Below are 6800 nucleotides of genomic sequence, written 5' to 3'. Positions count from 1 at the left end.
CCGGAGGATTCGCCACCGGGCCGGTGAAGGCCCGCTGCCCCGTGCCGGCGACGCCGGGAGCGCCGGAAGCACTGGGGGCCTGTCCCGTGCCGGAGACACCCGCCGCACCGGCGGGCACCCGGTGGCCGCCGGTGGGGGTGCGGCCCGCACCGGGCTCGTGGTGCTCGACCTTGAGCTTCCAGGCCAGCTGCGCGGCGCCGTAGGCGACCACGATCTTCGGGTCGTCGTAGGTCCGCACCCGGTCGCCGAAGCGCTCGCGTACCGCCTTCTGGACCAGCGGCATCCGGCTGGGGCCGCCGGTCATGAACACCGCGGCCAGTTCGCCGGGCTCGACCCCCGCACCGCGGATCGTCTCGTCCAGGATGTCGACCGTCCTGACGATCTCCTCGCCGATGAGATCCTCCAGGTCGGCCCTGGTGATGTGCACGTCCTCGTTGATGCCGACCACGTAGTGCGAGGAGGTGTCGAACTTCGACAGCGTCTCCTTGGCCTCCCTGGCCATCTTGAGCAGGTCCGCGGCGTAGCTGACGTAGCGGCGCTCGGGGTTGGTGGTCACCTGCTGCCACCAGTCGGCGTCGAGCCCCTCGATCTGGGCTCCGAGGAACGCGAAGACCTGTTCGTCGAACCCCTCGCCGCCGATCTCGTCGCTGCCGCCCGGCTCGCCGACGACCGCGAAGTCACCGCCGTCCACGGTGAGCACCGCGGCGTCGAACGTACCGCCGCCGAGGTCGTAGACGGCCAGCCGCGACCCGCCGTCCGCCCGCCCGGCGGAGGCGAAGTAGCGGGCCGAGGCGACGGGCTCGTCGATGAGCACGATCCGCACGCCGCTGACGACCTTCCTGGCCGCCGCCAGCAGCACCGCCTTACGGTCGGCGTCCCAGGCCACCGGGTGGGTCAGCGCGATGCAGTCGGGATCGGCGCCGTCGAAGCGCCGCCGTCCCTCGCTGACGAACAGCTCCAGCAGCGCCGCCATGGTGTCGGCCACGTCCACCGGGACACCGCCGAGCAGCATCCGGCCCCGGCCGACGTAGCGCTTGGGGTTACGCTCGACCCGCTCGGGGCTGATCGCGATGCCCCGCTGGGCGATCCTGCCCGCCACGAGCGTCCCCCGCTCGTCCAGCATGACGGCGGAGGGGATGCGCCGCTCTCCCTCGACCTCCAGGACGTCGAAGCGCCCTTCGGCCGCTATCACCCCGGCGGAGAAACTCGTCCCCAGATCGACACCGAGGCACCACTGCGCCATGTCCCACTCCTCGTAGATCCAGACCTCATCATGCCCCATCTCGCGACCACGGCCAGGGCGCGGGCGGGGGCGCCGGCCGATCCGGGAAGGGGAGCGGCGGCCACCGAGGTGGGCGTGGAGGGGCGGGACACATCCTCTCGCGTCCGCGGTCGCCATGGCGAACGGTCGGCGGTCGACATCGTCCCCGTACCGGAAGAAGGTGAGGGGCTCCCGGTGCCGAGGTGTGCTCACGCCACCTCGGCTTCGGGTGGCCGGCGGATCAGCCGGCGCCGGACTCGCCGTCGGGGTGGCTCTCCGGGCGGGCGGCCATGGCCGCCAGGACGCGCGCGAAGTCCGGCGGGGGCGCGACCACCAGCCGGGTCTGTCCGTCCTGGCTGACCAGGTCGGCCCTGATCAGGGAGAGGCGGCCACCGTGCCACCAGTAGACCTGCGGGCTGAGCGCCTCGGCACGCAGATCGAACTCCCGCTGGGCGAACAGCCGGAGCCGCTCGATCGCGCGGACCACGCCGATGCCCTCGACCGGATGGACGATCAGCGTCGCCGGGTCGGGCAGCGCGACGAGGACCCCGTCGGAGGGGACGGGCAGGTAGTCGCCCAGCCTGCGCAGGTGGGCGGCGGCGCCGGCGGTGGGTCCGGTCAGCCTGCGAACCGCCACGCCACCGAGGTCGCCCTCCGTGACCGAGAGCCGCTCGTCCTGGCGGGCGTTCTCCAGGGCCACATCGAGCGCCTGGGCGGCGGTGATCGGCCAGCAGCCGACCTCCTCGGGGCGGACCGGGCGACCGGCGGGGCCGTAGCCGATGGTGAGCACCTCGACCAGGTCGGCGGTGAGGTGACGACCGACCACGCGGGCCGAGTCGAGGTCGTCGTCGAGCTGGATGCGGGTCCGCAGCATCGGGCGCACCTGCTCCAGGTCGCAGGCGTCGAGCGGCTCGTCCGCCGTGGCCAGGACGTGGGCCAGGTGCTCGGAGACGAGCACCGGCCAGTCCTCGCGGGAGCGCCTCAGCGCCTCGGCGCGCAGCCCCGCCAGTCGCACCACGACCCGGCGCGGGCCGGTGAGCGTCAGGACGGCGCCGCCGGGGTCGAAGGCGCAGGCATAACCGAGACTGTCCGCGACCAGGGCGAGCAAGGAGTCGAGATCGACCTCTTCGATCGGGCGCGGTAGCGCCTCGGTTCGCCGGTCACGGTGCCGCCGGAACAGTCTCACGCGTGCGCCCCCTCTGCCGGTTTCCTCCTAGGTTCGCACCTAGAGTGCCTTGTCGACGCCCCCTGTTGAGTAGGTCAGAGAGCACGATTTTGCATCAATAGCACCAAGTGCCCCAAGCAATACTGAAAATTGTGGCGCTCCATGCCCTACCGGAAGCCCCGCGATGACGGGTACCCCGAGCGGCGCGAGCAACTCCTCCAGCACCGGGTAGGGGTCACCGCAGTCGACCCAGGAGCCCAGGACGAACCCGGCCGCTCCGTCGAGCGCCCCCGCCTGCAGCAGCTGGGTGAGCATCCTGTCGACCCGGTACGGCGCCTCGTCGACGTCCTCGAGCAGGACGATCCGCCCCCGGGCCGACAGCGCGTACGGCGTGCCGCAGAGTGCGGCCAGCAGGCTGAGGTTACCGCCGGTGACCGGTGCCGTGACCGCACCGGGAACGATCACCCGGTCACCGGTGATCGGCGGCGGCGTCCCGGCGAGGGCGGCCGTGAAGTTCTCGAAGGTGCGCGGCTCGGGCCCTTCCGGGTCGCTGATCGTGGAACAGGCCGGCATCGGCCCGAACCAGGAGGCGACGCCCAGCTCCACGGCGAACGCGCTGTGCAGCGCGGTGACGTCGCTGGAGCCGACGAGCGCCTTGGGGTCGGCGGCCCGCATCGCCTCCCAGTCCAGCAGGCCGAGGAGCCGGGTGGCACCGTAGCCGCCGCGGGCGCAGAACACCGCGCTCAGCGCGGGGTCGCACCAGGCGTCCTGCAGGTCGCGGGCGCGATCGGCGTCGGAGCCCGCCAGGTAGCGGTCCCTGTCGAGGACGTGGGCCCCGATGACGACCTTCAGGCCGAGCCCCTCCAGGACGCGGACACCACGCGCCAGCCTTCCGAAATCGGGAGGTCCCGACGGGGCGACCACCGCCACGGTGTCACCCGGGCATGGCGAGGGCGGGACCGGTATGCCGGCCGGTTCGTTCACTCCCCAAACGGTGCCACACTGGGCTTTCATATGCGACCTCCGCCTCACATCCTGGTGGTCAACGGCATCAAGGTCCGTCACCCGGTGTTCGTGCTCGCCGCCCCGCACTCTGGCGCGGACCTGCTGGCCCGTGCCCTGAAACGCTCCCCCGGATTCCACGTCACCATGGGACGTGCGGCGGTGGCGCACGTCGTCTACGCCTTCGCCCGGCGCCCCTCGATCGCGGGGCGGGGCATGGGCGCGACCCGCGTGCTCCGCGACGCCATGGCCGAGTCCTGGCAGATCGTCCCCGGCGCCTGCGAGGAGTGCCCGGCCCCGTGCCGGGAAGCGGGCGGCGTGACCGGAGCGGGCCCCTGCGTGGCCTCGGGTTCGGTGGCCCGCTTCGGCGACGCCAGCCCCGACCTGCTCTACAGCGCCTCGGTGCTGTTGCAGGCCTTTCCGGACGCCCGTTTCGTCCAGTTGATCAGGGACGGCCGGGACGTGGCCGCCGACATGCTGGCCGACCCCGCCTCCCTGACCTGGTTCAAGCCGGCCATGCTGAGCGACGAGACGGAGTTCCCCAACCCCTTCCTCGGTGTCAGCTCCGGCGAGCACCGCGAACGCTGGAAGGCGATGCCCACGGCGGGAAAGTGCGCGCTGCGCTGGCGCAGCGCGGTCCGGCTCGCGGCCTCGCTCCACCAGGAGCTGCCCCGCGAGCAGTTGCTGACCCTGCGCTACGAGGACCTGGTCTCCTCCCCTGCCGAGGCCATCGGCGAGCTCTCCCGCTTTCTGGACACGCGGGTCCCCAAGATCGCCCTGCTGGGCCGGAACATGCCGAAGGTCGGCGTCTGGCGCACCCGCCTGCGCGGCCAGGACGCCGAACTGGTGGCCAAGGTCGCCCGCGAGGAGCTCACCCGCCTGGGCTACGTCCCCTCATCCTGACGCCGGCCCGCGTTCCCCTCCGTCAACCGGTCACCAGTTGGCGACCACGAACATCGCACCTGGACGGATGTCCCCGGGCGGGGCCGGCCGCCGGGCGGGAGCGCTCGGCAGCGCGTCCAGGATCGCCTCCCAGGTGCCGTCCCGGCACCAGCGGCGATGCCGGTTGTAGACCGTCTTCCACTTGCCGTAGGCCTCGGGCAGCTTCCGCCAGGGGCAGCCGGTCCTGGTCCGGAAGAACACTCCGTCGATGATCGTGCGGTGATCGGCCCACCGGTTCCCCTGCCTGGCGTGAGCGGGCAGTAACGGCGCCAGCCGTGTCCACTCGTCGTCGGTCAGGTCATCACGTCTAAGCCGGTCTTCCACGCCCCCATGATCTACACCATCCGCGCTGGAAGAGCCACTCGAACGCGCGCCACCGGCACCGCGGACGCGGTCAGGACGCCTGACTGAACTGAGTCCGGTAGAGCTCGGCGTAGACCGCCCCCCTGCTCAGCAGTTCCTCGTGCCGGCCCCGCTCGACGATGCGGCCGTCCTGGACCACCAGGATCTGGTCGGCCTCGCGGATCGTGGACAGCCTGTGGGCGATGACCAGCGAGGTGCGCCCGGCCAGCGCGACCTTCAGCGCCTGCTGGACGGCGGCCTCGGACTCGGAGTCCAGATGCGCGGTGGCCTCGTCGAGGACGACCACCCGGGGCGCCTTGAGCAGCAACCTCGCCAGGGCCAGCCGCTGCTTCTCGCCACCGGACAGCCGGTGCCCCCGGTCGCCCACCACGGTCTCCAGCCCCTCGGGCAGGTCCAGCACCAACTCGGCGATCTGGGCGGCCCGCAGCGCCTCCCAGATCTCCTCCTCACTCGCCTCGGGCCTGGCGTAGCGGAGGTTGGCCCCGATGGTGTCGTGGAACAGGTGGGCGTCCTGCATGACGACCCCCACGCTGTCGCGCAGCGAGGCCAGGGTGGCGTCGCGCACGTCCAGGCCGTTGATCCGTACCGCGCCCTCGCTGACGTCGTAGAGGCGCGAGACCAGGCCCGTGATGGTGGTCTTCCCCGCTCCCGAGGGGCCGACCAGGGCGACCATCTGGCCGGGGCGGGCGGTGAAGGTGACGCCGCGCAGCACCTCGTGGCCCGGCCCGGTGTCGGGGCGGGCCACCGCCTCCAGCGAGGCCAGCGACACCTCCGAGGCCGTGGGGTACCTGAACCGGACGTCGTCGAACTCCACGGAGACCGGCCCCTCGGGAAGGGGCTCGGCGTCGGGCCGCTCGGCGACCATGGGCCGCAGGTCGAGCACCTCGAAGACCCTGTCGAAGCTGACCAGCGCGGTCATCACGTCCACGTGCACGTTCGACAGGCTCGTCAGCGGGCCGTACAGGCGCATCAGGAGGGCGGCGAGGGCCACCAGGGTGCCGAGCTCGAAGACGCCGGAGACGGCCAGCAGGCCGCCCAGGCCGTACACCAGGGCGGTGGCCAGCGCCGCCACCAGGCCGAGCGCGACCCGGAAGACCGTCCCGTACATGCCCACGGTGACGCCGACGTCGCGCACCCGCCCCGCCTTGCCGCCGAAGGTGGCCGCCTCGTCGGCCGGGCGGCCGTACAGCTTGGCGACCATCGCGCCGGCGACGTTGAACCGCTCGGTCATCATGGAGCTCATCTCGGCGTCGAGCTCCATCTGCTCACGGGTGAGCCCGGACATCTTCCTGCCGACCCACTTGGCGGGGAGGACGAAGATCGGCAGCAGCACGAGGGCGACGAGGGTGATCTGCCACGAGAGCACCAGCATGGCGCCCAGAACCAGCACCAGCATGACCACGTTGGCCACGACCGACGACAGCGTGCTGGTCAGGGCACGCTGGGCTCCGATGACGTCGGTGTTGAGCCGGGAGACCAGGGCGCCGGTCTGGGTGCGGGTGAAGAAGGCCACGGGCATGCGCTGGACGTGGTCGAAGACCTCGGTGCGCAGGTTGTAGATGAGACCCTCGCCGATCCGCGCGGAGAACCAGCGCTGGGCCAGGGTGAGCACCGCGTCCGCGACCGCCAGGCCCGCGATGACCAGCGCGAGGGCGATCACCACCCCCTGGCGCCCGGCGACGATGCCGTCGTCGATGATCGCCTTCATCAGCAGCGGGTTGGCGATCACGATGACCGAGCCGACCACGACCAGCGCGAGGAAGGCGGCGATATGCCGCGAGAAGGGCCTGGCGTAGCGGGCGATGCGCCGGACCGTGCCCGGCGTCAGACGCTCCTTGGTCACCGAACTGTCCCGCCGGAGCGAACGCATCATCTGGGGGCCGAAGCCCCCACCCATCATCGCCATCTGGCCTCCTCTCCCGATGCGAGCACCGGGAGAGGCGCGCTCATTCCCCCGTCAGCTTGAGGCGAACACCGGTGGCTCGCCCAGGAGAAGGGCGGCTTCTCGCCTCCCCTGCCGAGACGGGCCCCGGCCGTTTCGCAGCCGGGAGCCGTGGCGGGGAGGCG

6 protein-coding genes are annotated in these 6800 nt (G+C 72.0%); 1 reads left to right on the top strand and 5 read right to left on the bottom strand.

What is annotated here, in order from left to right:
• The 3 genes from ABZ260_RS11380 to ABZ260_RS11370 form a co-directional block, all read right to left on the bottom strand.
• On the bottom strand, nucleotides 1-1282 hold a 1282-nt coding region (locus tag ABZ260_RS11380; protein ID WP_355615726.1), incomplete at its 3' end, for an Hsp70 family protein.
• A gap of 220 nt (nucleotides 1283-1502) precedes the next feature.
• Entirely contained in the window at nucleotides 1503-2447 is a 945-nt protein-coding gene (locus ABZ260_RS11375; protein ID WP_355615725.1) for a hypothetical protein, read from the bottom strand.
• 39 nt (nucleotides 2448-2486) lie between these two features.
• Nucleotides 2487-3410 carry an LD-carboxypeptidase gene (locus ABZ260_RS11370; RefSeq protein WP_355615723.1) on the bottom strand — a complete coding sequence of 308 codons (924 nt, stop codon included), beginning with the start codon at nucleotides 3408-3410 and terminating at the stop codon, nucleotides 2487-2489.
• Between the two features lie 30 nt (nucleotides 3411-3440).
• On the opposite strand from ABZ260_RS11370, the gene ABZ260_RS11365 reads away from it, so the two are divergent.
• On the top strand, nucleotides 3441-4331 hold the full coding sequence (locus tag ABZ260_RS11365; protein WP_355615722.1) for a sulfotransferase: 891 nt from the start codon (nucleotides 3441-3443) through the stop codon (nucleotides 4329-4331).
• Between the two features lie 30 nt (nucleotides 4332-4361).
• Here the strand turns inward: ABZ260_RS11365 and ABZ260_RS11360 are convergent, their stop codons facing one another.
• Together ABZ260_RS11360 and ABZ260_RS11355 are read right to left on the bottom strand one after the other, a co-directional pair.
• Nucleotides 4362-4694, bottom strand: a complete 333-nt coding sequence (locus tag ABZ260_RS11360; protein WP_355615720.1) for a transposase — start codon at nucleotides 4692-4694, stop codon at nucleotides 4362-4364.
• A gap of 70 nt (nucleotides 4695-4764) precedes the next feature.
• Nucleotides 4765-6639 (bottom strand): ABC transporter ATP-binding protein, encoded by a 1875-nt coding sequence (locus ABZ260_RS11355; protein WP_355615718.1) that lies wholly within the window; start codon nucleotides 6637-6639, stop codon nucleotides 4765-4767.
• Nucleotides 6640-6800 lie beyond the last annotated feature (161 nt).

Origin of the sequence: Streptosporangium sp. NPDC006013, from assembly GCF_040614275.1 — a bacterium.
Taxonomy (GTDB): Bacteria; Actinomycetota; Actinomycetes; order Streptosporangiales; family Streptosporangiaceae; genus Streptosporangium.
The sequence above is the reverse complement of the archived record's forward strand: the minus strand, read 5'-3'. Positions and strand labels throughout refer to the sequence as shown.

What these genes read in the sequence shown, in the direction of transcription:
- ABZ260_RS11365 (WP_355615722.1), top strand. Translation starts at nt 3,441, where the DNA reads ATGCGACCTCCGCCTCACATCCTGGTGGTCAACGGCATCAAGGTCCGT.
- ABZ260_RS11355 (WP_355615718.1), bottom strand. Translation starts at nt 6,639, where the DNA reads ATGGCGATGATGGGTGGGGGCTTCGGCCCCCAGATGATGCGTTCGCTC.